Annotated in this window: 28 protein-coding genes; 25 read left to right on the top strand and 3 right to left on the bottom strand. The window is 46.5% G+C overall.

What is annotated here, in order from left to right; translation table 11 throughout:
* Positions 1–88: 88 nt before the first annotated feature.
* The 4 genes from AB3N00_RS17610 (at position 89) to AB3N00_RS17595 (ending at position 2,793) form a co-directional block, all read left to right on the top strand.
* The gene (locus AB3N00_RS17610; RefSeq protein WP_413035721.1) at positions 89–778 is read left to right on the top strand and encodes a hypothetical protein; all 690 of its coding nucleotides are present in this window, start codon (positions 89–91) and stop codon (positions 776–778) included.
* Between the two features lie 142 nt (positions 779–920).
* The gene (locus AB3N00_RS17605) at positions 921–1,226 is read left to right on the top strand and encodes a hypothetical protein (protein ID WP_413035720.1); all 306 of its coding nucleotides are present in this window, start codon (positions 921–923) and stop codon (positions 1,224–1,226) included.
* Positions 1,223–1,636 (top strand): helix-turn-helix domain-containing protein, encoded by a 414-nt coding sequence (locus tag AB3N00_RS17600; protein ID WP_413036068.1) that lies wholly within the window; start codon positions 1,223–1,225, stop codon positions 1,634–1,636. The genes AB3N00_RS17605 and AB3N00_RS17600 overlap by 4 nt, the downstream gene beginning before the upstream one ends.
* Positions 1,609–2,793, top strand: coding sequence for a hypothetical protein (locus AB3N00_RS17595; protein WP_413035719.1), 1,185 nt, complete (start codon positions 1,609–1,611; stop codon positions 2,791–2,793). The genes AB3N00_RS17600 and AB3N00_RS17595 overlap by 28 nt, the downstream gene beginning before the upstream one ends.
* A gap of 118 nt (positions 2,794–2,911) precedes the next feature.
* Here the strand turns inward: AB3N00_RS17595 and AB3N00_RS17590 are convergent, their stop codons facing one another.
* On the bottom strand, positions 2,912–3,214 hold the full coding sequence (locus tag AB3N00_RS17590) for a hypothetical protein (protein WP_153979478.1): 303 nt from the start codon (positions 3,212–3,214) through the stop codon (positions 2,912–2,914).
* A 440-nt stretch (positions 3,215–3,654) separates the two neighbouring features.
* Between AB3N00_RS17590 and AB3N00_RS17585 the strand changes: the two genes are divergently transcribed.
* From AB3N00_RS17585 to holA, 3 genes are all read left to right on the top strand, one after another.
* Complete coding sequence (locus tag AB3N00_RS17585) at positions 3,655–4,203, top strand: RNA polymerase sigma factor (RefSeq protein WP_095289827.1); 549 nt, start codon at positions 3,655–3,657, stop codon at positions 4,201–4,203.
* Positions 4,200–5,471, top strand: coding sequence for a zf-HC2 domain-containing protein (locus AB3N00_RS17580; protein WP_413035718.1), 1,272 nt, complete (start codon positions 4,200–4,202; stop codon positions 5,469–5,471). The genes AB3N00_RS17585 and AB3N00_RS17580 overlap by 4 nt, the downstream gene beginning before the upstream one ends.
* 258 nt (positions 5,472–5,729) lie before the next feature.
* Complete coding sequence (gene holA, locus AB3N00_RS17575) at positions 5,730–6,746, top strand: DNA polymerase III subunit delta (protein WP_413035717.1); 1,017 nt, start codon at positions 5,730–5,732, stop codon at positions 6,744–6,746.
* A 174-nt stretch (positions 6,747–6,920) separates the two neighbouring features.
* Here holA and rpsT read toward each other — a convergent pair whose 3' ends face one another.
* Entirely contained in the window at positions 6,921–7,193 is a 273-nt protein-coding gene (gene rpsT, locus AB3N00_RS17570) for a 30S ribosomal protein S20 (RefSeq protein ID WP_024628504.1), read from the bottom strand.
* Between the two features lie 174 nt (positions 7,194–7,367).
* Here rpsT and gpr point away from each other — a divergent pair, with 174 nt between their 5' ends.
* From gpr to AB3N00_RS17480, 18 genes are all read left to right on the top strand, one after another.
* Positions 7,368–8,369, top strand: coding sequence for a GPR endopeptidase (gpr, locus tag AB3N00_RS17565; RefSeq protein WP_413035716.1), 1,002 nt, complete (start codon positions 7,368–7,370; stop codon positions 8,367–8,369).
* Positions 8,370–8,508: 139 nt separating this feature from the next.
* Positions 8,509–9,798, top strand: a complete 1,290-nt coding sequence (locus AB3N00_RS17560) for a stage II sporulation protein P (protein WP_413035715.1) — start codon at positions 8,509–8,511, stop codon at positions 9,796–9,798.
* Between the two features lie 37 nt (positions 9,799–9,835).
* Positions 9,836–10,186, top strand: coding sequence for a hypothetical protein (locus tag AB3N00_RS17555; protein ID WP_413035714.1), 351 nt, complete (start codon positions 9,836–9,838; stop codon positions 10,184–10,186).
* A gap of 146 nt (positions 10,187–10,332) precedes the next feature.
* Positions 10,333–12,147 carry a translation elongation factor 4 gene (lepA, locus tag AB3N00_RS17550; RefSeq protein WP_175397466.1) on the top strand — a complete coding sequence of 605 codons (1,815 nt, stop codon included), beginning with the start codon at positions 10,333–10,335 and terminating at the stop codon, positions 12,145–12,147.
* A 123-nt stretch (positions 12,148–12,270) separates the two neighbouring features.
* Complete coding sequence (gene hemW, locus AB3N00_RS17545) at positions 12,271–13,455, top strand: radical SAM family heme chaperone HemW (RefSeq protein ID WP_413035713.1); 1,185 nt, start codon at positions 12,271–12,273, stop codon at positions 13,453–13,455.
* A gap of 116 nt (positions 13,456–13,571) precedes the next feature.
* Positions 13,572–14,042, top strand: coding sequence for an N-acetyltransferase (locus AB3N00_RS17540; protein ID WP_175397468.1), 471 nt, complete (start codon positions 13,572–13,574; stop codon positions 14,040–14,042).
* A gap of 251 nt (positions 14,043–14,293) precedes the next feature.
* A complete protein-coding gene (gene hrcA / locus AB3N00_RS17535) occupies positions 14,294–15,325 on the top strand; it encodes a heat-inducible transcriptional repressor HrcA (RefSeq protein WP_175397469.1) in 1,032 nt (343 codons plus the stop codon).
* Positions 15,326–15,385: 60 nt separating this feature from the next.
* Complete coding sequence (gene grpE / locus AB3N00_RS17530) at positions 15,386–15,964, top strand: nucleotide exchange factor GrpE (protein ID WP_413035712.1); 579 nt, start codon at positions 15,386–15,388, stop codon at positions 15,962–15,964.
* Between the two features lie 151 nt (positions 15,965–16,115).
* Positions 16,116–17,954 carry a molecular chaperone DnaK gene (dnaK, locus tag AB3N00_RS17525; RefSeq protein ID WP_095289845.1) on the top strand — a complete coding sequence of 613 codons (1,839 nt, stop codon included), beginning with the start codon at positions 16,116–16,118 and terminating at the stop codon, positions 17,952–17,954.
* Between the two features lie 135 nt (positions 17,955–18,089).
* On the top strand, positions 18,090–19,211 hold the full coding sequence (gene dnaJ / locus AB3N00_RS17520) for a molecular chaperone DnaJ (RefSeq protein WP_095359516.1): 1,122 nt from the start codon (positions 18,090–18,092) through the stop codon (positions 19,209–19,211).
* 245 nt (positions 19,212–19,456) lie between these two features.
* Positions 19,457–19,825: a hypothetical protein gene (locus tag AB3N00_RS17515; protein ID WP_175397472.1), complete on the top strand. Its 369-nt coding sequence runs from the start codon at positions 19,457–19,459 to the stop codon at positions 19,823–19,825.
* A 42-nt stretch (positions 19,826–19,867) separates the two neighbouring features.
* Positions 19,868–20,047, top strand: coding sequence for a YfhD family protein (locus AB3N00_RS17510; protein ID WP_095289850.1), 180 nt, complete (start codon positions 19,868–19,870; stop codon positions 20,045–20,047).
* Complete coding sequence (locus AB3N00_RS17505) at positions 20,040–20,432, top strand: hypothetical protein (protein ID WP_413035711.1); 393 nt, start codon at positions 20,040–20,042, stop codon at positions 20,430–20,432. The genes AB3N00_RS17510 and AB3N00_RS17505 overlap by 8 nt, the downstream gene beginning before the upstream one ends.
* 162 nt (positions 20,433–20,594) lie before the next feature.
* Positions 20,595–21,560, top strand: coding sequence for a 50S ribosomal protein L11 methyltransferase (prmA, locus tag AB3N00_RS17500; RefSeq protein ID WP_413035710.1), 966 nt, complete (start codon positions 20,595–20,597; stop codon positions 21,558–21,560).
* A gap of 3 nt (positions 21,561–21,563) precedes the next feature.
* Positions 21,564–22,244 (top strand): site-2 protease family protein, encoded by a 681-nt coding sequence (locus AB3N00_RS17495; protein ID WP_175397475.1) that lies wholly within the window; start codon positions 21,564–21,566, stop codon positions 22,242–22,244.
* Between the two features lie 142 nt (positions 22,245–22,386).
* Complete coding sequence (locus AB3N00_RS17490) at positions 22,387–23,151, top strand: RsmE family RNA methyltransferase (protein WP_413035709.1); 765 nt, start codon at positions 22,387–22,389, stop codon at positions 23,149–23,151.
* A gap of 2 nt (positions 23,152–23,153) precedes the next feature.
* A complete protein-coding gene (gene mtaB, locus AB3N00_RS17485; RefSeq protein WP_175397477.1) occupies positions 23,154–24,500 on the top strand; it encodes a tRNA (N(6)-L-threonylcarbamoyladenosine(37)-C(2))-methylthiotransferase MtaB in 1,347 nt (448 codons plus the stop codon).
* 107 nt (positions 24,501–24,607) lie between these two features.
* Complete coding sequence (locus tag AB3N00_RS17480) at positions 24,608–25,045, top strand: NUDIX hydrolase (RefSeq protein WP_413036067.1); 438 nt, start codon at positions 24,608–24,610, stop codon at positions 25,043–25,045.
* A gap of 52 nt (positions 25,046–25,097) precedes the next feature.
* On the opposite strand, the gene AB3N00_RS17475 is transcribed toward AB3N00_RS17480, so the two are convergent.
* On the bottom strand, positions 25,098–26,099 hold the full coding sequence (locus AB3N00_RS17475; protein ID WP_413035708.1) for a Na/Pi cotransporter family protein: 1,002 nt from the start codon (positions 26,097–26,099) through the stop codon (positions 25,098–25,100).
* Positions 26,100–26,378: the final 279 nt, after the last annotated feature.

Raw genomic sequence — 26,378 nt, 5'->3', positions numbered from 1 at the left:
TCCGGGACTAAACCAAGTTTTTAAGCATATAACTCCTCTGTTATACATCCCTTCTCAGAGTATTCATAAACCCTCCAATTCACGGAGGATGCCGAAAAATTTACAGAAGATTTCCCGTAAAACATCCAAAGTAGCCTGTGCAGCTAATGATTATATCATCATGGATCAAGAAGTTCCTGCAGAAGGGTTTATACGCCGGACAGAGGCAGCGAATAGATTAGGGATAAGTGACAAGGTTCATCTCAATGATTTTATCAACAACAAGTTATTAACCCTTTACCAGTTCAAGAAAAGCCAATATTATATCAGTGAAAGTGAGTTTGAAACTTTTCTTAGAAGAGTTCGAGGGGCGTATCAAGCGGAGGTTCAGGGGAGGACGTTGTATGAATTTTTAAAGCAGTTTAAGTCATATAAACTAAAACTTGTGGAGCTCGTGGAGATGATTCTACAAGGAAAAATTAAGCCAATGTGCTCGGTAAAGGATGGAAAGTTAGCGGACGCAACCTTCACTCATGAAGAATTACTGGCTTGCCGCGAGCTTCTGATCCGTCGGAGACGGGAACAAAAAGGATATACAAAAGAACAAGTGGAGCAATTGTTAAAAGTCGATTATGCTACCCTGCTAGGTCTGGAACGCTTAGGGATACTTCAGCCGAAAGAGGAATTATTATTATTTTACACATCTGGAAAGCGAAGAATATCGTGTATGGTATATCCAAAACGGTCAATCAAAAGTGGTTCAAAGAGGGAAAACTACATGATGGTTTTTTGGGATTGACCAGCAATATATTGTAGATCGACAAGAAATTGAACATCATCTTTAAATAAAGGATCTCTGTTAAGGGGTCTTTTTTTGTTTTATAATTCTAAGTGATTTGAGTTGTTTGTGTTTTAATACCCTATAATAGGAGTGAGATCTGATGATACAAAAAGGCGAAGGCGTAATTCTTTCATCCACTGAATTTAGAGCGTTGCTCGAAAAAGTAAATGGTCAGTTGTGTATCTCCTTACCCCTATACATCAAGAATAATTTGGATGAAGAGGAGGATGACTGGGAATTAAGAGTATTACATATTGAGGGAATGACTTCATCAGATGGAGATTTTTCTGACTACATTAAAGATGAGACAGTAGATTTCTCCCCCGTTTTTTCTTTTGGATCGTATCCCGAATTACAGCGGAGTGTCGGAAGAAATTTAAATAGCAGCTTGCTGACAAGGGAATAACGCAGAAAGAAGCGGCAGAAAGACTTGGGATCTCAGATTCAGCAATGTCTCAAATTATAAATGGGCAAGTATCTCTTAATATAGAGATTTTATTGATGATTCAAGCAAAATTGAATATTACACTTGAGGATATCACCGAAAACATCAAATGGGATATGGATGGCTTTGCGGCTTCCAATCCATTATCAGTGCCAGCGGCGCAATCCAAATTGATGGATTGGGTACCGTTTAGAAAAATTATGAATGACCTCATGAAACAATATTCGGAAACAGAACTCAAAAGTTTACTTCGTAAGCTAGCTAAGTTATCAGATAAAATCGACAAAGATTATATTTCAAAACCAATCAAAGAATTAGACACTCTTGTAAAACACGTTGGGATGTGGATAACAGTCAAAAGCCTGAGGTAAGTCAGTACAACGGAGTAGTAAAAGTGTATGGGCATGGCTTGATACTTCTCCAGGACGGGACACTCCATCAAAATGGAAAGCAAATTAAAGGTTTGGAATCCATTATTGATGTGGGTCCTTATCCAGCGGATGGTAATTATTCATATGGCACATTATCCGCGTCGGGAGATGTCTATTACGCAGACTATCGAAACATTGTGCGCAAAGTAGGTAGTGTTGAGAACGGTAAAGCCATTGCCACGAATAGTGCGTATGCAGCTGTCCTGAAAAACGATGGATCAGTGGTCATTGTGAACATGATGTATGAAGAGGACCAGGTGGAAGTCGCAAGTGACGTTCAATCTATGATCTGGCTGGGGAATACGCATAAGCTGCTGACGGTGAAGAATGATGGTACTGTATGGAGTTATGATCGAACCGCTAAATACAAGTCTGAACAACTGTCAGGGCTAACAAATGTCAAACGGCTTGAATATTCGTTTGAGCTAGGTGAATTATATGCACTTTTACAGGATGGGAAGGTACAAACTATTGGAGGGCAGACGGTATTTCCAGCACATCTGTTAAGTCAGACTGCAGGGATCAAAGTTCGATGGGATGCGGAGTTGAAACAGGCTGAGGTTCTGGTTGGTAAGTCAGCTATTCTTATTGAATCAAAGGATACTGCAGCTTTAATCAAGAAAAAAGAACTTGGAAGCCTTAGTCGATTGATAGGTAAATCGTATTGGATTAATGAGTACACCGAGTTGGGACAACGTTTCAGCAAAGTAACGATTACCGATATCGAAATCGATAAGTATGATTCCGGTGATAAGAGCTACTCGGTGGTGTTTCGTAACGCAAAGGGTAAAACGATTGTTGCTTATGCAGGAGGTACTGCCTCCAGGGTCACAGAGATGTTATCGGATTCGGATCAATTCTTCCCGTATGACCCCTACCAAAAATACAAATGGTCTCAGTCCACATGGAAGAAGATTATTGCTGGAGAAGTAGCTTTGGGCATGACAACGAAACAAGCTGGTCTAGCGTGGGGAGATCCGACAAGCATTACCCAAGAGATGAGCTCAAAAGGGAAAATAGAAGTGTGGGTCTACGCTGGCCCCAATTTATTGCGTGTTTTGAGTTTTGTCGGTGGGAAACTGATCAGCATTTATTAATTCCTTTATACGACACATGAATTTGACCGCCTTGATGAAAGGATGCAAAAAGCCCGTTTCCGCTATTCTCCAACAAGGAGCATAATGGAAACGGGCCCTTCATGGTTTTTGAAAAAAATTATTCAACGCCATCCTTAAAATGTTTGTTCCAATGTTTGTCGCCTTTGTGCAAGAGATCTTCCACGGTTTTTTCCAGTGTGAGAAGGAGCTGTTCTCTGACATCAAGCACGGTTTCTCTGTACAGACGTTCTTCCGATCCGACGATTTTATCGCCGTATAACGCCTGTGCAGCAGTGTACTTCCGATGTTCTTCAACCAGAGTATCAATGGATTGCAGTGCGTGTTCTACAAAATGAGAAATGCTCTGATATTCCTTCGGCATTTGTTCTTTTAACAACTGAATTTTCGCAAGAGCTGGCATGCTCATCACCTCGTATTATGAATGTAAATTTACAATACACTATTTTCATGAAAATTGCATTAAAAACAGCTTAATTTAGGACAAATTTCGGCTTTTTTTATTTTTGAAGCATCATAAGTGCTCATCTATAATATATGCCATTGCAATTCAATTGAGTCGTGCAAGTAATGGAATGGCTTGTTGAAGCCACGTGGTGACTCAGTATGCAATTTCTGTTATTCTAAGATAAGATTTCAGCGGCCCTTCATACATAAGCCGTTATTTTGTTGTGGTAATATACAACATCTATTAACGTATTCTAGGAGCAGACCGTGCTTAGTAAGCGATAACAAGTGTGAATGCTTCAACGTTTTACCTGTTACTATCAAAAAAATACTTAACTTTGCAACAATTTTATTGATGAACACGTCTGTAAGGTTGCAGGGAGAGGGGGATCCTTTGTGGTAGAGCCGGAACTCATCAGAGCCGCTCAATCGGGCGATCGCGACGCTCTAATTACCCTATTGCGGGACATAGAACAGCATGTATATCGAACCGCATATTACATTTTAAATAATGAACAAGATGCTTTGGATGCTGCTCAGGAAGCTTTAATCCGAATTTATACCAAAATTAATTCCTATGAGGAAAAGGCCCAATTTAAAACATGGGTACAGCGCATTGTAACCAATATCTGTATCGATAAATTCAGAAGAACCAAGCCCTCGGTCTCCATTGACGAACACGAAATGGTTTTTCAGGATAATCAGGATGTGGAATTTGAAGTGATGTCCACGTATGTTGCAAAGGACATTCAGGATGCGATCAACAAACTTCCAGAGCATCATCGAACCGTTATTGTACTAAGGTATTTGCAGGACTTATCGTATAACGAAATTGCGGATTGTCTTGATCTTCCGCTGAATACAGTCAAATCTTATCTATTCAGAGCCAGACAGCAATTGCAAAATCTACTACAGGAATATCAGAAAGGTGGTGTGACAGGATGAAATGCGAAGAGGTGGTGGAATGGATGCACCGGTATCTGGATCATGATCTGGGCGAAGCGGAAACTGCGCAGATGCTGCAGCATGTGGCCCAATGCCCGGAGTGCGCCGAGAATTTTAGTTTGCTTAGAGCTCTTTCCAGGGAATTGGAAGATTTGCCGCAGGTGACCCCGAAGTTCAGTTTGGTTGATGCCATTATGCCTCAATTGGATGCGATTGATGATGCACGGAGGGAACAAAGCAGTACAATACAGGAAATGAGTCCTGTCCCTGCTGCATTCGAGAATCTACAACGATCAAGCGAACGGAAACCGAAGCAAAGATGGCTTAATTCCATGGTGGGCCGGATGTCCATGGGTGCTGCGGCAGCAGCCGTGGTGCTTGGGTTTGCAATCTGGGGTTATGAACCGGAGAAACTTGAAAATGCCGAGTCCGTGATGATGAGTTCGGGCAGCGCCCAAGAGACGGATGGTACCGATCCGAATTCGTTAAGCCGGGGAGTTGAGAATGACGAAGCTTCATCGTCTGAGAATAAAAGCAGCCCATTGTTAGACGACTCGGAGAATCCGACGTCCATGACAGAAGGAACAGATCCAGAGACTGTACCTGAAGAAAATGGATCGGACCAGATACAGGAGCCTGAGGTATCGGACAACCAAACGCCAAAACAGCCAGATCCAGGGTCTGAGACGGACAACAGTACGGAAGCTCAAAATAGTCCTTCCAGCCCGAATGCTTCCGATAGTCAGAAGAGCCAGGATCAAGGCCAGGATGTGCAGCCAAAAACTCAGGATTCGTCTTCAACTGCTGAACCTCCTGCAGTTGCGGATGAAAAAGAAGGAAGCGAATCGGACAACAGAGAGGCTGAATCATTTAACTCTCAAGCTGTAACCCCTGATGTCAATTCCGAAGAGCCGACTGAGGATACGGCATCTCCCGATTCCGAGACAGGAACCGAATCAAATGGTAACAAAGGGATTGCCGCACCGAATCAAGGCATAGCGTCTACCATGACTTCGAAGGAATGGAAGTCACCGGACGGAACCTATGTAGTGATGCTGATTGACAATCAACTAAGTATTTATTCGAAATCAGCAACGGATCCAGATGTTCTTAATCTAGTTGAACAGCGTAACTTGGAAGGAACCTTAAAGACTGCCAGCTGGTCCAGCGACAGCACCTTGTTTAACTATGAGACAGACAAGGACGGATCCACGGTAAAAAATTCATTTACTGTACCTTCAGCAGCAGGTGAAACTACCACAAAATAATCCGGAAATGCGAGCCTGCTTTCTCGAATCAGCAGAACATTTCAAGGGTGGCAAGAATATACTGAATGTATCAATAACGTCCTATCTCAGTTGGCACAACTGACGTCGTATGACCGGGAACCAGCCTTTTCTAGAATTGCTGGTGTTCTCGTTTATATAGATGTAGGACCAGGGGGCCTTCATTCGTTTAACGGATGCAGGGCCCCTTTGTTGTCTGTCGTGTTTTCTGGTAGGATAGTAGGGATAGGGGGCACCGTGATGGATGTAAAAAGTGCAACAAAGGCAATTCGCAATGGGGAGACGGCTCCGATATACGTGCTGTACGGAACGGAGAAATACCAGATACAGCAATTTACGGAGATGTTAAAAGAACAGGTTATCGAGGAAGAGCATCGGGATTTCGCCATTATTCCGTACGATCTGTCTGAAACACCTGTTGAAGTGGTGATTGAGGAAGCGGAAACGGTTCCCTTTTTGGTCCCGCGAAAATTAATCATTGTAAGGGATGCGAATCTGTTTACTGCAGGTAAGGACTCCAAGATCGAACACCAGGTGGATCGGCTGCTTACCTATATGGATAATCCGGCAGATTACAGTACGATCGTTTTCCTCGCGCAAGGGGACAAGCTGGATGAACGTAAAAAGCTGGTGAAAGCGGTCAAGAAACAGGCGGTCGTTCTCGCCTTTGCACCACTGAGCGGGGAAGAACTGCTGAATTGGATCATAAAGCTTGCGAAGCAGCGTGATGTGACTTTTGAAGCGGGAGCCGCAGAGACACTTGTGAGCTATGCAGGAACAGGATTGCAAACACTGTCTGCTGAAGTAGACAAGCTGTGTCTATTCGCTGGTAATGGCGGTACGATCCATCATGCTGATATTGAATCATTGGTGGCGCGCAGCACAGAGCAGAATGTATTTGCTTTGGTGGAGGAATTAGCCAATTTACGTTTGGAAAAAGCGCTGGGGCTATTTTATGAACTACTGAAACAGCGTGAGGAGCCTATTAAAATTGCAGCATTGATTGCTCGACAGTTCAGAATTATGATTCAGGTAAAAGAGCTTGGCCAGCAAAGCTACTCACAGCAGCAAATTGCCAGCCAGCTTGGTTTGCATCCGTACGCTGTTAAAATTGCCGGAGAACAGGCGCGCAAATTCCAGCCAGAACGGCTGAGAAACATTCTGAGTCATCTTAGTGAACTGGATTACCAAATGAAAACAGGTGCAGTTGATAAAGTGCTTGGTTTGGAGTTGTTTCTGCTCAGGCTTGGAGCATAAACGACACATAGTAAGTCCAAAAAAATGGATAACAAAAGAGCCCTTATTTCGATCGACAAAAGATCAATTGAGATAAGGGCTCTTTGTTTGGTACTTATCAGATCAGATACTAAAAAATCCTGAAAGCTCGGTGCTGTTCAGGATTTTTCCATTGGATCGTATAAGTAACGCTTCTTACGCTTGTGCGGAAAGAGCGTTCAGTTTTTTCGCCAAGCGAGACTTTTTGCGTGCTGCAGCATTTTTATGAACCAGACCTTTAGTTACAGCCTTGTCCAGCTTTTTGGAAGCAGCTTGAATCGCAGCTTTTGCAGTATCAACTTCGTTGCTTACCAGAGCAGCATCAGCAGCTTTAACAGCTGTACGGAGTGCGGATTTCTGGGAAGCGTTGAGTGCGCGGCGCTTGTCGCTCGTTTTTACGCGTTTAACAGCGGATTTGATGTTTGGCATTACATTCACCTCCTGTAAGGCATTCGCATGAATACAAACGTTTCACAACTTAAAATATTCTAGCACGCTAGCATGTAAAATGCAACAAATATTCCTATAGTGTTCTCGGCATTGCATAAAGAACCCCTTTTCCCCACACAATATGCTCAAATGCGGTAAGGGAGGCAGGAACAGATGACGCTTGATTTACAGAACTATACCGTTCGTACTGACTTGGCAATCGACTCAAAGGAGATGGCTCAGGGTTCAAAGAAACAAACGATTCCCGGGCTGCGGGAAGACGTAGAAGAAAAAGACGGCATTACCATCACACGGATTGATGTGCTGAACGATGCTGCCGCAAAAACAATCGGACGCGTTAAGGGACACTACGTCACGTTGGAAGTCCCGTCACTTCGTAACGGTGATACAGACCTTCAGGAGCGTGTGGCGGCAGAATTCACGAGGGAGATGGAGGATTTCTTGACCAAAGCGGGTGTTAACAAGACATCCAAAGTGCTGATTGTCGGTCTGGGCAATTTGCACGTAACGCCTGACTCACTTGGCCCGCTGGTGGTTGAGAACTTAATGGTAACCCGTCAGTACTTCGAATTGGTACCGGATCAGGTAGCCCCAGGTTACCGGGAAGTTAGTGCAATTGCCCCTGGTGTGCTTGGTACTACAGGCATTGAGTCCAGCGACATCGTTCAAGGGATAGTGGACCGCACCAAACCGGATGCCATCATTGCTATCGATGCGCTGGCTTCCCGCTCTCTCGAACGTGTCAACACAACGATTCAGGTTGCCGATATCGGCATACATCCTGGTTCAGGCATTGGTAACAAGCGGCGTGGTCTTACCAAAGAAATTTTGGGAGTACCATGTATCGCCATCGGTGTACCGACCGTATGTTATGCCTCCACTATAGTAAATAATGTCATTGAAATGATGAGTGCACACTTCCGCCAAGAGACAGACCAGACCAAACAAATTATGGGTATGCTGGACGATATCGGTGAGCAAGATCGGTTAAGTCTGGTGAAAGAGGTTCTGGAGCCACTTGGTCACGACTTGATTGTTACGCCAAAGGAAATTGATGAATTCATCGAGGGAATCGCCAACGTGATTGCTAGCGGTCTGAATGCCGCACTGCATGATGCGGTGAATCCGGATAACGTTGCAGCTTATACTCACTAACTTTAAAAAAGCCCGGCCAGGAAGTCCGAATCTATCGGACTTTCTTTTTTGTGTCTTTCTTCTAATTCCTGTTCTATCAAATCTGGCAGGCTCATAGAGTTGAAGTATAAGAGTTGTCCAGCAGGAAGGAGACAGATGAATGAACAAAATATTGGCCTGGAATATTGGGAAGTGGAAAAAAAGATGTCTGCACGTGCTGGCCATGGGCCGTACGTTGCTGCTGCTTATGATTATATCTGCTCTGTTTTTTGTAGTACTCGGCCTCGGAGGTATGGCAGAAAAACGGTTGAACAATTCTCCGGTATCTTCCATGAAAGGGTTCGCGAGTAGCGTCTCCAGCCGCTTTTTTGTGGACATGCTCGGCATGGAGATGCCTCACCTGACCCAGAAGGAGCAGACTTCTGCATTCTCCGGCGAAAATTTGACTACATTTGTATTCCAACTTCTTACCAATGTGAATCCACAGGACCCCAAAAGCCTGATCGCAAGAGAAATGCCTGGCATGGGTTCCAATCAACCGGTTTTGCTTAGGCCAGGCTCAGGGAATGAAAAGGCCGAAGCACCTGAAGATTATCAACCTGGTCCAGGACTGACCGATACCGCTTCTGCTGGCGGAGGCAAGTCAGATGGTGACCTGCATATTCCACCGGGTCAGGATAACACGGATCCCCCCGAAACGGACGAGCCAGGGGATGGAGAAGTGAAGGAAGATCCGCCGCCAAAGAACGGTGGTCAAGAAGGTACAGCCTCAACCGGCAAGAAAACCGTGCTTATCTACCATTCCCATCCGCGCGAAGGATACAATCCATTGCTTGGCACCAAGAGTGACAACCCTTCCTCAGGAAAATCAACCGGCAATGTTTTTCAAGTTGGATCTTATCTGTCAGACAGTTTGGAAAAACTTGGCGTTGGGGTGGAACATGCCAAAGATGATTACCCGACCAAAGTGAAGGATTATAACTGGAACTACTCTTATAAATATTCACGTCAGACCGTGAAAGCTGCTCTCGCTCAAAATGATGATCTTACCTACCTTATTGATATTCATCGGGATTCCCAACGTCACAATAAAACAACCACAACCATAGATGGCAAGGGATACGCCAAAGTGTATTTCATCATTGGTCATGAGAATCCGAACTGGCAAGAAAATGAAGCGTTTGCTGCGAAAATCCACAAAAAGCTTGAGGAAAAATACCCCGGTGTCTCAAGAGGGGTTTGGGGCAAGGATGGCGGCGGAGCAAATAATGGGGAATACAATCAGACTCTTTCACCCAACAGCATTTTGATAGAAATCGGGGGAATAGACAATACGGGGGCTGAGCTCAAGCGGACTTCAAAAGTACTTGCAGACATGATTGCCGAGGTATATTGGGAAGATCAGAACGTGGATAAGGCCAGCACAGGTACTCAGTCACAAGGTAGTTGATTATTTTTATGATATAACCTGACAGGAGGCGAGCGATGTGTCCAGATTCGGCAAAAGAATGGTAACCGTTATTGTATTTATGTTATTAGGAGTTCTGCTAGGAATGCAGCTGGCAGGAGGCGATTTTCAAATAGATGATGTTCCTGAGGTAAGCCCAGCCGTTGTCAAAACAGAACCCGCTGCCGAATCTGAGCCTGCTGTTTCCGTACAACAAGAAGAAAAGGAAACGCCGATTGTTCCCGTACAAACCCCAAGTCAGGTGCTTGGGGCGGAACAAAACAAAGCTCCGGTTGATGTGCTTGCGGACAAAACAGCGGGGCTTCTTCAAAATCTGTCTCATAACGGAATTAAGTGGGTGGTTTCGCTGTTTAGCGGGGTCGCTGAATAAAAAGCTGCTCGATGTAGGTAAAATAAACCCCTGGAGATTTGTATTCGGGACGATTATTATAAAGTTGAGACAACGCGGGATTGATGCACCCTGCATCAACTGTTATAATGAAGTGATTGACACTAGGCTGTTTCTGGGGGTAAGGAATGACTGACATTCGGGCAAGACAACGTAAAATTCGTAACTTTTCAATTATTGCACATATAGATCACGGCAAATCAACACTTGCGGACCGGATCTTGGAGTACACAGGTGCGCTCACCACTCGGGAAATGCAGGAGCAGGTTCTGGACCAGATGGAGCTTGAACGCGAACGTGGAATTACAATCAAGCTGCAAGCTGTTGCCCTGAACTATAAAGCCGATGACGGTGAAGAATATTTACTCAATCTGATTGATACGCCGGGACACGTAGACTTCACTTATGAAGTATCACGCAGTCTTGCTGCATGCGAAGGTGCTCTGCTTGTAGTGGATGCGGCTCAGGGAATCGAAGCCCAGACGCTGGCAAACGTATATTTGGCATTGGACAATGATCTGGAAATCTTGCCGGTCATCAACAAAATTGACCTTCCAAGTGCCGATCCGGATCGGGTTAAGCAGGAAGTGGAAGATGTCATCGGTTTGGACACAAGCAATGCGGTACTGGCTTCGGCCAAAGCAGGCATCGGGATCAAAGAGATTCTGGAGCAAGTCGTACAGAGTGTCCCTGCACCACAGGGCGATCCTGACCAGCCTTTGAAAGCGCTGATTTTTGACTCGCACTATGACCCGTACAAAGGTGTAATTGTATATATCCGTGTCATTGACGGCAAAATCAAGTCAGGTTCCAAAATCAAAATGATGGCAACAGGTAAATCATTTGATGTTATCGAAGTGGGTGCATTCAAACCGCGTATGACCATTGTGGACGAGTTGAACGTCGGTGATGTTGGTTTTGTCGTTGCAGGTATCCGGCATGTCGGTGATACCCAAGTCGGGGATACAGTAACAGATGCCAAAAATCCAACACCGGAACCTTTACCGGGTTACCGTAAAATCAATCCAATGGTTTACTGTGGTCTCTACCCAATTGAGACATCCGATTATGTGGATCTGCGCGAAGCCTTGGAGAAATTGCAGCTGAACGATGCCTCCCTCAGCTTCGAACCGGAGACATCGAGTGCACTCGGCTTTGGATTCCGCTGTGGATTCCTGGGACTGCTTCATATGGATGTTATTCAGGAACGGATTGAACGCGAGTTCAACATACCGCTGATCACAACAGCACCAAGCGTAATCTATCATGTGACTTTAACGAATGGTGAAGTCATGCAAATTGATAACCCATCCAATTATCCTGAGGTGGGAAGAATCGATTATGTAGAGGAACCATATGTCAAAGCATCGATTATCGTTCCGAATGATTATGTAGGTACCATTATGGAGCTTTGTCAAAACAAACGCGGCGAATATGTAAATATGGAATATCTCGATACAACTCGGGTAACCCTTACGTATGAAATCCCGTTGTCCGAAATTGTATATGATTTCTTCGATCAATTGAAATCAAGTACAAAAGGATATGCATCCTTTGACTACGAACTGTCCGGGTACCGTCAGTCCAATCTGGTGAAAATGGACATCTTGCTTAATAGTGAACAGGTCGATGCGCTGTCCTTTATCGTTCACCGTGATCGGGCGTATAACCGCGGCCGCATTATCTGTGAGAAGCTGCGTGAGCTGATTCCACGGCAAATGTTCGAGGTGCCGATCCAGGCATCCGTAGGTACGAAGGTCGTCGCTCGTGAAACGGTAAAAGCCATGCGTAAAAACGTACTTGCCAAGTGTTATGGTGGTGACATCTCGCGGAAACGGAAACTGCTCGAGAAGCAGAAGGAAGGTAAGAAGCGGATGAAACAGGTTGGTAACGTTGAGGTGCCGCAAGAGGCGTTCATGGCGGTTCTGAAAATTGATGACTAAACAATTTAATTTGAGGTGCACCACGAAACGTGTGTATTCAAATTAAATTACAGAATATTAAATAAACCAAGCTGAAAGGGAAGCCGGATGGCTTTCCTTTTTTCAAATAGAGGGGGACTTGCCATGACATTGGCAGCACACAGCCGGAAAACAGGTGCACCCCAAGCGGTGTACCTTCACATTCCCTTTTGCACAAATAAATGTTTCTATTGTGATTTCAACTCCTATGTACTGAAGGACCAGCCTGTAATGCAGTACCTTGAGGCGTTGGAGCGGGAGATGGAACACACGGTCAAAGCGAATCCGCCGGGAGAAATCAAAACCATTTTTGTTGGCGGGGGTACACCAACGGCATTGAAGCCGGATGAGATGGCCGTGTTCTTGCGGTCTGTCAAAACGTATTTCCCGAATTGGGCGGACAATATTGAATTTTCGATGGAAGCGAACCCGGGAACGACGGATGCCGAGAAGCTCGCTGTAATGAAAGAAGGCGGCGTGAACCGCGTCAGCTTTGGCGTGCAGGCTTTTCAAAATGACCTGTTGACAGGCATTGGCCGCATTCATAATACGGACGATGTATATCGCAGTCTGGAGAATGCCCGTAAGGCAGGGTTGAATAACCTGTCCATTGACTTGATGTTTGGTTTACCAAATCAGACAGTAGAGATGCTGAACGAGAGTATTGATAAGGCGCTTGAGCTTGATCTGCCCCACTACTCCATTTACAGTTTGAAGGTTGAAGAGAATACGCTTTTCCATACATTGTATCAAAAGAATCAGCTGCCGCTTCCTCATGAGGATGATGAGCTGCAGATGTATCTTCTATTAATGAAGCGAATGAAAGAAGCGGGATATGGCCAGTACGAGATCAGTAACTTTGCCAAACCCGGGTTCGAGAGCCGGCACAATATTACGTACTGGCGCAATGAGGACTATTATGGTCTTGGAGCCGGTGCGCATGGATATGTGGGCCGCGAGCGTCATATGAATATTAAAGGTATAAATCCTTATGTCGAAGCATCTCGGGCCGGATTGCCACGCCTGGATCATTTTGAGATCAACCGTGCAGAAGCCATGGAAGATTATATGATGGTCGGATTAAGAATGCTGGAGGGTGCATCCGCCTCACGCTTTAGTGAACAGTTTGGAGAATCCATCGAAGACGTATTTGCCAAGCCGCTGGGCAAAATGCTGAACGCAGGGTTGCTTGAACGGACGTCAGATGGCTTCCGGCTTAGTGAACAGGGGATCCTGTTCGGGAATGACGTTTTTGCCGAGTTTATCGGCTCCATATCGCTGAATTCGTAGCTTGAAATTCCATACACTCTGTTGTATATTTATTCATATTGATTTTACAGAGCGTGTTTGGTTAACAACTACGAAGTCAGCTTTCCTCTGGAAAGCTTGTATAGGAGGAGAGCGGGATGTCGGCGATTTGCAGAAAAGCCGTGCCGGAAGATGTTGAGCCATTGTTTGAAATGATTAAGGGATACGCCGAACGTGGGATTATGCTTCCGCGCTCAAGGGAAGTACTGCATCGCCAGCTGGAACACTTTGTTGTAGCCGAAGTGAACGGTGAGGTGGTGGGCTGCGGCTCACTGTGCCGTCTGGGGAATGATCTGGTGGAAGTCAGGTCGCTCGGCATCTCCGAAGGCCACAAAGGGATGGGTATTGGTTCCTTGCTGCTGGACCGACTGGTAGAGGAAGCGGAGAAGCTGCAAATTCCAAAGGTTATGGCGCTGACATATGAGGTCTCCTTTTTCCTCAAAAATGGGTTTGCCGTTGTAAACAAGGAGATCTTCCCGGAAAAGGTTTGGACGGACTGTGTCCATTGCAGCAAGCAGGACTGCTGCGATGAGATTGCGGTACTGAAGGAATTGAACGTATCCGCATAACAAAACAAGGACCACATGCTTCAGAAGAATAACATTCGTCTGAGCATGGGTCCTTTTCTCTGTCGTAATTGGCCACTAGTGCTGTTATGACCTGCTAAGATTGGTCTATACTATAAATAGATGAGTGTACTCATCAAACTGACTTGACAATCTTCACGTCAGTTTGGTATTTTTGTATTACCGCTTAGCACTCATCTAACCGGAGTGCTAACGACATGGGACAGTACAGTCAGAAGGAGGGAATACTCACCATGTTAACAGAGCGTCAACGCATGATTCTGAACGCTATAGTGGATGACTATATCCGTTCAGCTGAGCCCGTAGGGTCCCGGAGCATTTCCAAAAGGGGAGATGTTGGATACAGTCCGGCTACGATCCGTAATGAAATGGCGGATCTCGAAGATATGGGCTTTCTGGAACAGCCTCATACATCTGCAGGCCGTATTCCTTCGCATAAAGGCTATCGATATTATGTCGATCATTTGGTTCCTTGGAATCAGGTGGAGCCACAGGAACTGGATGATCTGAAATCATTCTTTGCCGAAAAACTGAACGTCATGGAACAAGTGATTCAACATGCATCCGTCATTTTGTCACACATGACGAATTATACTTCAATCCTGCTCGGACCGGAAGTGTTTCACACGTCACTGCGCCATTTTCAACTGCTTCCGCTGAATGAAAATACGGCTGTGGCCATTATTGTGACCAACACAGGTCAGGTGGAGAACAAGACGGTTCAAATTCCACCGGAGATTTCGGTAGCCGATATGGAGAACGTGGTGAATTTGCTTAACGCCAAATTGGTGGGTGTGCCTATCTACAAATTAAAGTCCCGCTTGTACACCGAGCTGGGGCAAGAGATGGAACGGCATATTTCACGCTATGAGGAAGTTATGCAGGTGCTAAATAGTGCTTTTGACAACGAGCATGACAATCGTCTTTTCCTTAGTGGTGCAACCAATATGTTAACTCAACCGGAATTTAAAGATGTCGAAAAGGTAAAAGATATCCTTGACCTGCTGGATGAGACACCAACTCTCATGAAATTAATGATGCCCGTGCCGGGTGGATCAGGTATTCAGGTGCGGATCGGCACCGAGAATGATCATGAAGCCTTCGCCAACTGCAGTTTAATTACAGCGTCCTATTCCTTGGATGGAGAAGCTTTGGGATCTATCGGTATACTGGGACCCACACGGATGGATTATGCACGTGTCATTCATATTTTAAATACATTATCTCGTGATTTAACGGCTATGCTAACGCATCGCTTCAAATAAGTTGCATGCTGATAAAGATACGGGTGTGAACGACTTCATTATTATAAGGAGGTGAACATCTTGAAAGAGGAGCAATCATTCGCAGCAGAAGAACAGGAACAGCAGGACACAACAGCGGCAGAGAGCCAGGAACCTGTTAACGAAGCAGGAGCTGCAGAAGCACTGGCTGAGGAGATGGCAGATCAGGGGCAAGATGAGCTCGCACGTTTGAAGACAGAGGTTGAGGAACATCAACAGCGCTTTGTCCGTGCTCAAGCTGATTTTGACAACTTCCGTCGTCGTACACAAAAGGAAAAAGAGGAGCTGGCGAAGTATGCTTCAATGAAGCTGGTCACCGAACTGGTACCGGTTATTGACAACTTCGAACGTGCCATGGCTACTGTACCGGAAGGTACGGAATCTGAATCCTTCTCCAAAGGCATTCAAATGATCTTCCGCCAGTTGGAAACCGTGCTGAACAATGAAGGTCTGACTGCAATGGATACGGTTGGACAGCCGTTTAATCCTGAATTCCACCAAGCGATCATGCAAGTGGAGAGCGACGAGTATGAAGAAGGTACCGTTGTGGAGGAAGTCCAAAAAGGCTATATGCTGAAGGATAAAGTACTTCGTCCGGCTATGGTTAAAGTCAGCTCATAATTTTGGTTTCAGAATAATGGGCTGACTCCACTGTTTGTTAGATGTGGCGAAGTTTAATATAAAGGTTTACACACATAGAGCACGATAAGGAAGAACTGCAAATAAGGATCAATCTGATCCATTTTAAATAGTTGAGGGAGGAAATTTTCCGATGAGTAAAGTAATCGGTATTGACTTAGGAACAACCAACTCTTGCGTAGCGGTAATGGAAGGCGGCGAAGCTGTCGTTATTCCAAACCCGGAAGGCGCACGTACAACCCCATCCGTAGTTGGTTTCAAAAAAGACGGAGAGCGCGTTGTTGGTGAAACAGCTAAACGCCAAGCGATCACGAATCCGGATCGTACGATCATCTCGATCAAACGTCATATGGGTACTTCCCACAAAGAAACAATCGACAGCAAAGACTACTCTCCACAAGAGATCTCTGCGATCATCTTGCAAAAACTGAAATCCGATGCTGAAGCGTACCTTGGTCAAACGGTAACTCAAGCGGTTATCACCGTACCGGCTTACTTCAATGACAGCCAGCGTCAAGCAACCAAAGATGCAGGTAAAATCGCAGGTTTGGAAGTTCTGCGTATCGTCAACGAGCCAACTGCAGCAGCTTTGGCATACGGTATGGAAAAATCCGAAGACCAAACGATTCTCGTTTATGACTTGGGTGGCGGTACTTTCGACGTATCTATCCTTGAACTGGGTGACGGCTTCTTCGAAGTTAAAGCAACTAGCGGCGACAACCAACTGGGTGGCGATGACTTCGACCAAGTAATCATTGATTACCTCGTGAGCGAATTCAAAAAAGACCAAGGCATTGACCTGAGTAAAGATAAAGCAGCGGTTCAACGTTTGAAAGATGCGGCGGAAAAAGCGAAAAAAGAACTTTCCGGCGTATTGACGACAACGATCTCCCTGCCGTTCATCACTGTAGCTGACGGCGTTCCTCAGCACTTGGAGTTGAACCTGAGCCGTGCGAAATTCGAAGAGATCTCTGCAGGTCTGGTAGAGCGTACGCTTGAACCAACTCGCCGTGCACTGAGCGATGCTGGCATGACAGCTAACGACATCGACAAAATCGTTCTGGTTGGTGGTTCCACACGTATTCCTGCAGTACAGGAAGCAATCAAAAAACTGACAGGTAAAGAGCCTCACAAAGGCGTTAACCCGGATGAAGTTGTAGCGTTGGGTGCTGCTGTACAAGCGGGCGTACTGACAGGTGACGTGAAAGACGTTGTATTGCTTGACGTAACTCCACTGTCCCTGGGTATTGAAACTGCAGGTGGCGTATTCACCAAAATGATCGAGCGCAACACAACGATCCCTACTTCCAAATCCCAAGTATTCTCCACATATGCAGACAATCAACCAAGCGTTGAGATCCATGTTCTGCAAGGGGAACGCGAAATGGCAGCTGGCAACAAAACGCTGGGACGCTTCATGCTCGGAGATATTCCACCGGCTCCACGTGGTGTTCCGCAAATCGAAGTTAGCTTCGATATTGATGCGAACGGTATCGTTAACGTATCTGCAACAGACAAAGGCACGAACAAAACTCAAAAAATCACCATCACTTCTTCCAGCGGTCTGAGCGATGCTGAAGTTGAGCAAATGATGAAAGATGCTGAGCTGCACGCAGAAGAAGATAAAAAACGCAAAGAGCTTGTTGAAGCGAAAAACAGCGCAGATCAACTGATCTACTCTGTGGACAAAACGATCAAAGATCTTGGCGAAAAAGCAGATGCTGGTGAAGTTGAAAAAGCCAATGCTGCAAAAGAAAAACTGCAAGGCGTACTGGCTTCCGACAACCTGGAAGACATCAAAGCCGCTACAGAAGAACTGACAGAGATCGTTCAACAACTGTCCGTTAAACTGTATGAGCAAGCACAGGCACAAGAACAAGCAGCTCAAGGTGCTGAAGAGCAACAAGGTTCCGCTAAACGTGACAACGTCGTAGACGCTGATTACGAAGTCGTGGATGAAGATAAAAAATAAAACTAATTCACGGTTTTTCGTGAATTAATCATCGGTGACGTTCGGATCAAGGGGAAAGTCATAGCCGGGTCTTCCGTGCTTTGACTTTCCTTTTGTCACGATGTGCGATAAGGTGAATGTTATGGGGGTGGAAGAGTGGCTGAAAAACGTGATTATTATGAGGTACTCGGCGTCGGCAAAAATGCAAGCGACGAGGAAATCAAAAAGGCATACCGTAAGCTTGCCCGTCAGTATCACCCTGACGTGAACAAGGCAGCAGATGCGGAAGCCAAGTTTAAGGAAGTAAAAGAAGCTTATGATGTAGTCAGCGACAGCCAGAAGCGGGCTCAGTATGATCAATATGGTCATATCGATCCAAATCAGGGTGGATTCGGCGGTGGCGGTGATTTCGGCGGCGGCGGATTTGGCGACATCTTCGATATGTTCTTTGGCGGTGGCGGCGGACGACGTGATCCAAATGCTCCGCAACGGGGAAATGATCTGCAGTACACCATGACGATTGAGTTCAAGGAAGCGGTGTTCGGCAAAGAAACCGACATTACCATTCCGCGTACCGAAAGCTGTGATACCTGTCATGGTTCAGGTGCCAAACCGGGTACGAAGCCGAAAACTTGTTCCGTCTGCCAAGGTAGCGGTCAACAGGAAGTCGTGCAAAACACACCATTTGGGCGCATGGTTAATCGTCGTGCTTGTTCGAACTGTAATGGTTCTGGTCAAATCATTGAAGAAAAATGCACAACATGCAGCGGCAGCGGTAAAGTCCGCAAGCAGCGCAAAATCCATGTTCGCATTCCAGCGGGTGTGGACGATGGTGCTCAACTGCGAATGACAGGTGAAGGCGAAGGTGGTCTGCGAGGTGGACCAGCAGGGGATCTTTATATCGTCATTCGTGTGAAATCCCATGATTTCTTTGAGCGTGAAGGCGATGATATTTACTGCGAAATTCCACTTACATTTGCTCAGGCAGCATTGGGAGATGAAATTGAGATTCCAACGTTGACTGAAAAGGTGAAGTTGAAAATACCAGCCGGTACGCAAACCGGAACGTATTTCCGTCTTAAGGGCAAAGGGGTTCCACGCCTGCGCGGTATGGGCCAAGGGGATCAACATGTGAAAGTGGTTGTGGTTACACCAAGCAAGCTGAATGACGAGCAGAAAGATCTGCTCCGTCAAATTGCTGCATTGGATGGGGAGCAGACACATGAACATGAACAATCCTTCTTCGACCGGGTGAAACGAGCTTTCCGCGGAGATTGAGTATTAAATATTAGTATCTGAAAGGACACCACAGCGGGTTTTTCGCGGGGTGTCCTTTTTTCATATATACAGGCTATAGGGTTTGACCTATTCTTCCACTTCCACAGTGCATGTAAGCTGCTCCTAAGGATGTGCACTTTATGTGGGAGATTTCTGCATAATATGAGCAATACTGCGGAAAGATAGCAGGGCGAGAATGATCATGCATAACTGTATGCGCCAATATTCGGAAGCAGGTGAACCTAATGACCGAGAAAAATATTTTGGCCTATTTTAACAGCCCGGAGCAGGCCGAAGGGGCAGCCAAAAAATTGGAAGCCTTGCGAGTGGAAGACTTGTCCATCAATCGTTTTAGCCGCTATGCGGGTGTAGGTCCGAGTGGGGCTTCTTACACACCAGGGGTTTCCGGCAGCTATTCATCGTGGGTGCCTGGTGCGCTCGGTACGAATGCAACCGCTGGAATTATGGCTGCAGCAGATCCCTCAGCGAGTGGCATGAGTGATGGTGGACAAGGAGGTCCTACCGGAAAGGATGTTTTGTTAACCGTCGTTGTGGACGAAGCAGTACATCACCGTGCGTTATCCATTATTGAACAAGCTGGTGGAATGATCTAACAGGTAAACAGTGATCGACTTAATTTGAAGGAGGAGTTAACGATGGCAGAGCACGAACGCCCGGGCAAGATTTTGACGAAAACGGAAAAGATGAAACGGATGCAATCCGCAAAAAACGAAGATGTCGAATTCAGCGCTGAAGTTGCGGATCATGATGACGTAGAGGCTTTGCGTCGCAGCGAAGCGGCGGATCGTCGTCAGGGACGGGAGCTTCATGAATGAAGAACGTTCTGCTGTAATCATTGAGGCAGTCTTCACAAGCTGGTCTGAAGCTGAATCTGCCCGAAGAGCTTTGTCATTGCTGCATCCGAATCAGTTGAGTATCCAAAGCCTTACGAATGAATCCCTTTCAAGAAATGAAGATACACAGGGTGATATGGATGAAGCGCCTACTACTTTGACAGGGGGATTCAGCGGCGAACTAAATGTGCTTGCACTTATCAGCGATGAGACCGAGATGTTATCTAACGGCCAGGTTATGGATATTTCGGAAGATCGCGCTTCAGGTCCATCCCGACAAGAGATATTGCTCACCGTTTCTGTGCCGAGTGATTATCTTCCGCAGGCTGCTGAAATGATTACACAGAATGGCGGGCGCTTTTGCTGAATGATCAAAACTCTTTTGGCCACAATTCAGACAGGATATCCAAGCAGTTAGACTGCGGGTATCCTGTTTTTTGCTTGAATTCACAGGCGCGGTTTTGTACTCCTGCTCCCTTGTGTAGTACAATGATTGGGATGTTTGAAAAATGAGGAGGAAAAATCAAGTATGTTATGGCATGAACTAACAATACATACCACAGAAGAAGCTGTGGAAATGATCTCGAATTTTTTACATGAAGCAGGTGCTGGAGGCGTCTCGATCGAAGAGTCCGGTACATTAAATAAAGAACGTGATACGTCTTACGGTCAGTGGTATGAACTGCCTTTGAATGACATTCCTGAAGGTCTGGCTGTCATTAAAGGTTATTTCTCGGAAGGTACGGATATGGAAGCATTAAAAACCGAGATTAACCCGAGAATTGAGCAGCTTTCTGAATTTGATATTGATGCGGGTGAGATTCGATATGAGATTCGTACCGTGGATGAGGATGACTGGGCAAATTCCTGGAAACAGTATTTCAAGCCGGTACGCGTCTCTGATCGTTTGACGATCAAACCGACATGGGAAGACTACACACCGGAAAGTCCGGAGGAAAAAATTATCGAACTGGATCCGGGTATGGCTTTTGGTACCGGTACACATCCGACAACATCTCTTTGCCTGCGGACACTGGAAACGGTAATCCAGGGCGGTGAGGAAGTCATTGATGTGGGTACTGGCTCGGGTATTCTGGCGATTGGCGCCATTCGGCTTGGGGCAAAACATGTACTGGCGCTGGATCTTGATCCGGTAGCGGTATCGAGTGCCAAGGAAAATGTTCATCTGAACGGGTTGGAGCAACAAATTACGGTGAAAGAGAGTGATTTGCTATCAGTTCTCGGAAACCAGGATCCTGCATTAGGCGTTCAGTTGCCTGTGAAAGTCATCGTAGCCAATATTTTGGCCGAGATTATTATGCTGTTTATTGATGATGTATATAATGCACTGGAACCAGGCGGTGTCTATATTGCTTCAGGTATCTGGAAAAATAAAGAGCAGGTCGTGCACGATGCACTCGTTGCGTCCGGATTTGAAATTAGTGCGGTCCATCGTGATGAGGACTGGCTGGCTTATGTTGCCAGAAAGAGGTAACGCATGGACTTTCTGAATTCGCTCTTTCGTTATCCCATTGATCAGCTCCCGTTTTTCCTGCTGACCATTCTGATTGCTTTTACCGTTCATGAGTTTTCACATGCGTACTTTGCCAATAAATTCGGTGATCCGACCGCCAAGCTGCTGGGTCGGGTCACCCTTAATCCGGTAGTACACTTTGATCTGTTTGGTGTGCTGCTGCTTGTCATTGCCGGGTTCGGTTGGGCACGCCCTGTTCCGGTAAACCGAGCGAACTTTGATAAACCCAGATTAATGGGTGTCATTGTATCCTTTGCTGGACCGCTCAGTAATTTGCTGCTTGCAGTTGTCGGAACGATTATATACGCTTCGCTGGTTGGTTCTGGCGTAATGGGCGGTATTGAGAATGAACGCTTGTTTACAGCGATTTCGACTTTCTTTTATATGTTTAACCTGACGAACTTTTTCTTGTTTTTGTTTAACATGATTCCACTCCCACCTCTGGACGGTTATCGAATTCTTGAAGACATATTACCACCATCGATCAGTCGCAAGCTTCAAGGAGTGGAACAATGGTCCATTTTTATCTTTCTCTTGATTCTGATCATTCCCCCTCTGCAAAGAGTAACGATCCAGCCTTTATATCAGTTGGCTTATAACATGTATGTTGATTTCTCGTATTTGATTTTGGGCCTCTTTTCATAAGGGAAGATTCAAGATATTTTGGACTGAAATGCTGGTCAGAAGGACATAAAAGTTGTATGATCATCTGTGGCGATTGGATTCACGCCTGCCAATTGGCGGGGTGAATGCCAGTCATAACAGGAAAGAATAGGTGGATTGACCCATGCAGCGTTATTTTGTATCTGCAGAACAGCTTACGGAGCATTCTGTTGTCATTCTGGGAGATGATGCGCGCCATATCGGTAAAGTGATGCGTGGCAAACCTGGAGATAAACTGATTGTCAGCGACGGACAGAGTCGTGAGGCTTTAGTGGAGATTGAAAGTATTGAAGCCGGACAGGTAACGGCAGCGATCGTGGAGTCTCTGGAAATGGACCATGAAGCTCGCATTCGTGTAACGGTGGCCCAGAGTTTGCCAAAAGGCGACAAGATGGAGACGGTCATTCAGAGATGTACCGAAATTGGAGCGGTATCGTTTGTACCTTTCCTCTCGGAACGTACGATTGTACAATATGATGCCAAGAAAGAAGGCAAACGGTTGGAGCGGTGGCGCAAAATTGCCAAGGAAGCCGCTGAACAAAGTCATCGGAATCGCATTCCATCCGTCGAGCAGCCACTTTCCTGGAAAGGGCTGCTGTCTTCTTTTGAGGGCTATAGTTTGGTATGTTATTGTTATGAAAAGGAGAACGGCAAACAGCTGCGCGATGCGCTGAAGCCGTTTATTGAACAGCTGGCACCTGGTACGGCTGCAGACGTGTTGATCGTGGTCGGGCCTGAAGGCGGGTTCTCCGAAAAGGAAACGCTGGAAGCCGATCAGGCAGGCGCGGTATCCGTTGGGCTGGGCAAACGCATTTTGCGTGCCGAGACAGCAGGGATGGCGGCGCTGACTTGTGTTTTATACGAATCCGGAGAAATGGGGGGAATGTAATTATGCCATCCGTGGCGTTTTACACCTTGGGCTGCAAAGTTAACTTTTATGATACAGAGGCCATCTGGCAGCTGTTCAAAAATGAAGGATACGATCAGGTGGACTTCGATGAACAGACAGCAGATGTATATTTGATTAACACATGTACGGTAACGAATACCGGTGACAAAAAGAGCCGTCAAATTATCCGCCGTGCCATCCGGCGCAACCCGGATGCCATTGTGGCTGTAACGGGCTGTTACGCCCAAACTTCACCTGCAGAGATTCTTGACATTCCTGGTGTTGATCTCGTCATCGGAACTCAGGACCGGGATAAAATTCTGCCTTACGTTCGGGAAATTCAGGAGTCCCGCCAACCGGTGAACGCGGTACGAAACATTATGAAGACTCGGGTGTTTGAGGAAATGGACGTGCCGGACTTTGCGGATCGTACGCGTGCCTTCCTCAAAATTCAGGACGGATGCAACAACTTCTGTACGTTCTGCATTATTCCATGGTCCCGCGGGCTCTCCCGCAGCCGTGAAGCAAACAGCATTGTTCAACAGGCTCACCAACTCGTGAACGCCGGATATAAGGAAATTGTACTGACAGGCATTCACACGGGTGGATATGGTGACGATATGGAGAACTATGATCTGACAGACCTGCTGTGGGATCTGGATAAAGTGGAAGGGCTGGAGCGAATCCGCATCAGTTCCATTGAAGCGAGCCAGATCGATGATCGTATGCTGGACGTCATCAAACGTTCGGACAAGCTTGTACGGCACTTCCATATTCCGTTGCAGGCAGGTGACGATACCGTATTGAAACGCATGCGCCGCAAATACACAACCGAAGAATTCTACAACAAAATGCTTCGGATTCGCGAAGCAATGCCGGATGTGGCTATTACCACAGACGTTATTGTTGGGTTCCCGGGTGAGACGGATGAAATGTTCCGTAACGGATATGAATTGATGAAGAAAATTGGTTTCTCGGAAATGCACGTGTTCCCATACTCCAAACGTACAGGAACGCCGGCAGCCCGGATGGAAGACCAGGTGGATGAAGAAGTGAAGAATGCACGTGTGCATGAGCTGATCGACCTGTCTGAGCAAATGCAGCTGGCATATGCACAGAAATTTGTAGGCCAGGTGCTGGATGTCATTCCGGAAGGTGAAGCCAAAGGCCGTGAAGGCAGCGGAAAACTGCATGGTTATAGCGATAACTATATTCAGCTTGTATTCGATGGCTCCACGGACATGATTGGCAAAGTGTGCCGCGTCAAATTGACTGAAGCTGGTGTAAATGAAAGCCAGGCCACACTGGTTCGAGTGTTGGAAGATAATTTGAAGTCCGCAGCGATGTAATCGAGGCGTCAAAAGCAAGGATTTCATTTCCTTGGGGAGCGTACCCGAGGGAGTGAAATCCTTCTTTTTCAACTATAGGCAAGACATTTTCGTGAACGGGGGAGAGCATCATGAACAAAAAAGAAATTTCGGCTGGCGGAGTTGTCTATCGCACTGGTGAAGACGGGGGTCTTCAAATTCAGCTCATCGTTGATCGATATGGCAAAACTACACTTGCCAAGGGCAAGATGGAAGCAGGAGAAACGGTTGAGCAAACGGCATTACGCGAAATATTGGAGGAAACAGGCATGGTAGGTCGAATTGTCGAGCCTGTCGATATCATCGCTTACACGTATCAGCATGTAGAGTTTGGTCCGGTAGATAAGGAAGTTCACTACTATCTCGTTGAAGCAGAGAGTGGAGACCTGCAGCCCCAGATTGAGGAGATCAAGGGAGTCGACTGGTATACACCACAAGAGGCCTGGTCCAGACAGCAGCAAAACGGCTACGACAACAACGATAACATCTTGCGTGTGGCACTAAACAAGCTGGGCATTAACGTATAGTATTTTCCCGTACAGCGAAGCTTGGTAATGTTCAGACTTAAGGAGCCGAGCATTAAGCTGCGGGTGACTTCGCTGATGGGTTGGAGGCCGGTGGTTTGTTGTGCCAGATTGGCAGATAGCAGAACGGTAGAGCAATCAGTGAACTGATGATGTTAAAAAGGGTCTGGGCATGGGCAATCTGTGCCCCGTTGTCCGCTGACAGCCAGGCCGAAACTGCATGAAGCTGGCCGATCAGCGGCATAAATAGCAGGGCTCCCGCAATGTTTAATACAACATGGGAGGCTGCGACGAATTTGCCCGCGGATGCTCCGCCAGCGGCTGCAATTACGGCGGTGATACAGGTCCCGACATTGGACCCGATCACAATGGCGATACCGATCTCCACAGGCAGTACACCTGTGGCTGCTAATGTTATCGCCATGCTGATGACAGCGGCACTGCTATGAATGAGTGCCGTAAGGCAGGCGCCTGCCAGGAACCCCCACCATAAGCTGTCAGCCGAGCGATCCAGAAACCACTGAAATACGCCCATACTGCGCAGAGGAACGGCGATGGACTGCATGACTTGAATTCCGGTCATGACCAAAGCGAATCCTGCAGCTGCAAGAAAGCTGCATTGTATGTTAAACAGGGATTTTCGCGTGCGTTCAGGAGCTGCCTGATTGCGTTCAGTAAGAACGACAAAGATCGCCCATCCCGTAAGGGAAATGACAAGCAGAGGCAGGGAAGCACGTCCAATCTGTAATCCAACCAACTCGGTTGTCAGGCATGTACCGATGTTTGTACCCAGGATTATGCCAAGAGTTCGACCATAGGTAATTAACCTTGCATTCGCGAGGCCGATGGTGAGCACCGTAACAGCGGTACTGCTCTGCAATAACGCTGTAGCCCCTGCACTGAAAGCCATGCCTTTCCATGGAGCTGAGGTGGCCCGATTAAGCCATCCGGCCAGCATCGGCCCAGCCATTCGCTGCAAGGCCGTTTCCATTAGCTTCATTCCGCCAAAAAAAATGATCAGCCCATATAGTAGCGGCAGCACAACATCTCTGAACATCTTGTTCCATCATTCCTTCCGTGCCTATCGTTATCTCATCTTATGATTAAGTGAGGACAACCATGACAGCTGGAGGAAATCGGTGCGGAGGGGCCGGAATTGGATCTGAAGAAGCGAAGCGTTCGCCTTTATCCCCGGATTTTCCCTTAGAGAAAAGGGAATCGAAAAAATCTGGGGATAACAGCGATCGGAGGACCAAGCTGTCCCCGTAATGGTAGCATTACTTTGGATTTGGATCTGTCTTAACATACCTACCCCACAATTCAAACGATACGGTGA

The organism is Paenibacillus xylanilyticus, assembly GCF_047246825.1.
GTDB lineage: Bacteria > Bacillota > Bacilli > Paenibacillales > Paenibacillaceae > Paenibacillus > Paenibacillus xylanilyticus_B.
This window is presented reverse-complemented; position numbering and strand designations above follow the sequence as displayed.

Excerpts from the sequence above, each read along its gene's own strand:
- AB3N00_RS17610 (WP_413035721.1), top strand. The coding sequence starts at position 89 with ATGCCGAAAAATTTACAGAAGATTTCCCGTAAAACATCCAAAGTAGCC.
- AB3N00_RS17605 (WP_413035720.1), top strand. The coding sequence starts at position 921 with ATGATACAAAAAGGCGAAGGCGTAATTCTTTCATCCACTGAATTTAGA.
- AB3N00_RS17590 (WP_153979478.1), bottom strand. The coding sequence starts at position 3,214 with ATGCCAGCTCTTGCGAAAATTCAGTTGTTAAAAGAACAAATGCCGAAG.
- AB3N00_RS17580 (WP_413035718.1), top strand. The coding sequence starts at position 4,200 with ATGAAATGCGAAGAGGTGGTGGAATGGATGCACCGGTATCTGGATCAT.
- holA (WP_413035717.1), top strand. The coding sequence starts at position 5,730 with ATGGATGTAAAAAGTGCAACAAAGGCAATTCGCAATGGGGAGACGGCT.
- rpsT (WP_024628504.1), bottom strand. The coding sequence starts at position 7,193 with ATGCCAAACATCAAATCCGCTGTTAAACGCGTAAAAACGAGCGACAAG.
- gpr (WP_413035716.1), top strand. The coding sequence starts at position 7,368 with ATGACGCTTGATTTACAGAACTATACCGTTCGTACTGACTTGGCAATC.
- AB3N00_RS17560 (WP_413035715.1), top strand. The coding sequence starts at position 8,509 with ATGAACAAAATATTGGCCTGGAATATTGGGAAGTGGAAAAAAAGATGT.
- lepA (WP_175397466.1), top strand. The coding sequence starts at position 10,333 with ATGACTGACATTCGGGCAAGACAACGTAAAATTCGTAACTTTTCAATT.
- hemW (WP_413035713.1), top strand. The coding sequence starts at position 12,271 with ATGACATTGGCAGCACACAGCCGGAAAACAGGTGCACCCCAAGCGGTG.
- AB3N00_RS17540 (WP_175397468.1), top strand. The coding sequence starts at position 13,572 with ATGTCGGCGATTTGCAGAAAAGCCGTGCCGGAAGATGTTGAGCCATTG.
- hrcA (WP_175397469.1), top strand. The coding sequence starts at position 14,294 with ATGTTAACAGAGCGTCAACGCATGATTCTGAACGCTATAGTGGATGAC.
- dnaK (WP_095289845.1), top strand. The coding sequence starts at position 16,116 with ATGAGTAAAGTAATCGGTATTGACTTAGGAACAACCAACTCTTGCGTA.
- AB3N00_RS17515 (WP_175397472.1), top strand. The coding sequence starts at position 19,457 with ATGACCGAGAAAAATATTTTGGCCTATTTTAACAGCCCGGAGCAGGCC.
- AB3N00_RS17510 (WP_095289850.1), top strand. The coding sequence starts at position 19,868 with ATGGCAGAGCACGAACGCCCGGGCAAGATTTTGACGAAAACGGAAAAG.
- AB3N00_RS17505 (WP_413035711.1), top strand. The coding sequence starts at position 20,040 with ATGAATGAAGAACGTTCTGCTGTAATCATTGAGGCAGTCTTCACAAGC.
- prmA (WP_413035710.1), top strand. The coding sequence starts at position 20,595 with ATGTTATGGCATGAACTAACAATACATACCACAGAAGAAGCTGTGGAA.
- AB3N00_RS17495 (WP_175397475.1), top strand. The coding sequence starts at position 21,564 with ATGGACTTTCTGAATTCGCTCTTTCGTTATCCCATTGATCAGCTCCCG.
- AB3N00_RS17490 (WP_413035709.1), top strand. The coding sequence starts at position 22,387 with ATGCAGCGTTATTTTGTATCTGCAGAACAGCTTACGGAGCATTCTGTT.
- mtaB (WP_175397477.1), top strand. The coding sequence starts at position 23,154 with ATGCCATCCGTGGCGTTTTACACCTTGGGCTGCAAAGTTAACTTTTAT.
- AB3N00_RS17475 (WP_413035708.1), bottom strand. The coding sequence starts at position 26,099 with ATGTTCAGAGATGTTGTGCTGCCGCTACTATATGGGCTGATCATTTTT.